General features: G+C 65.5%; 1 protein-coding gene. It reads right to left on the reverse strand.

Annotation, left to right across the window (positions count from 1 at the left end):
* A partial coding sequence (locus BR31_RS0125155) for an Ig-like domain-containing protein (RefSeq protein WP_027503358.1) occupies nucleotides 1–1,071 on the reverse strand: 1,071 nt, incomplete at both ends.

A 1,071-nucleotide genomic window follows, 5' to 3' on the forward strand; every position in this document is an offset into this window, starting at 1 on the left:
GGCACCGGCCACCGTCACCGTGCTCGCCTGCGAACCCGCACCCGAGAAACCCGCGAACCCGGAGTACGACGCCGTAATCGAATGCGCACCCGCCGAGTCGAAGGTGTGCGACAGCTTCGCCTTACCGTCGACCACATTCACCGGACCACCGATCGGGGTCGAGCCGTCCTTGAACTGCACCGTCCCACCGTTCGGGGTCGGCGACACCGTCGCCGAGAACTCCACCACCACACCACGATCCGCAGTCGCCGGCGCCGTCAACGCAATCGACGTCACCACATCCGGCACCGGAACCGACACCGACTGCACAGCAGACGCCGAACCAAGGAAACCGGGAGCACCCGAGAACACCGCCGAAATCGCATGCGCACCAGCAGCAGCGAACGTATGCGACAGAACCGCCTTACCGTCCACCACATTCACCGGAGCACCCAGCGCCAGATCACCGTTCTTGAACTGCACAGTGCCACCCGCGGGAGCAGGCGAGACCGTCGCCTTCAGATCCACAGCCGCACCCACGAACGCAGTCGCCGGAACCGTCAACTGCGTCGTCGTCGCCACATCAGCAACCGACACCGTCACCGTCGCCGCAGGAGACGTCGAACCCGTGAAACCGGCTCCACCCGAATACACAGCGGTGATCGACTTCGCACCCGCAGCATCAAACGTGTGGGACAGGGTCGCCACGCCGCCCGCGAGGGTGACCGGGCCACCGATATTGGTGGCGCCGTCCTTGAACTGCACCGTGCCACCCGCAGCAGCAGGCGACACAGTCGCCTTCAACTCAACCGCAGCACCCACATTCGCCGTCGCCGGAACCGTGATCGTGGTGGTCGTCGCCTCATCCGGCACCGACACCGTCACCGTCGCAGCAGCAGAGGTCGAACCCGTGAAACCGGCACCACCCGAATACACAGCGGTGATCGACTTCGCACCCGCAGCATCAAACGTGTGGGACAGGGTCGCCACACCGCCCGCGAGGGTGACCGGGCCACCGATATTGGTGGCGCCGTCCTTGAACTGCACCGTGCCCGAAGCAGCCGGAGCAACAGTCGCCTTCAACTCAACCGC

This window comes from Rhodococcus sp. UNC363MFTsu5.1 (assembly GCF_000686785.1).
Classification (GTDB): domain Bacteria; phylum Actinomycetota; class Actinomycetes; order Mycobacteriales; family Mycobacteriaceae; genus Rhodococcus_G; species Rhodococcus_G maanshanensis.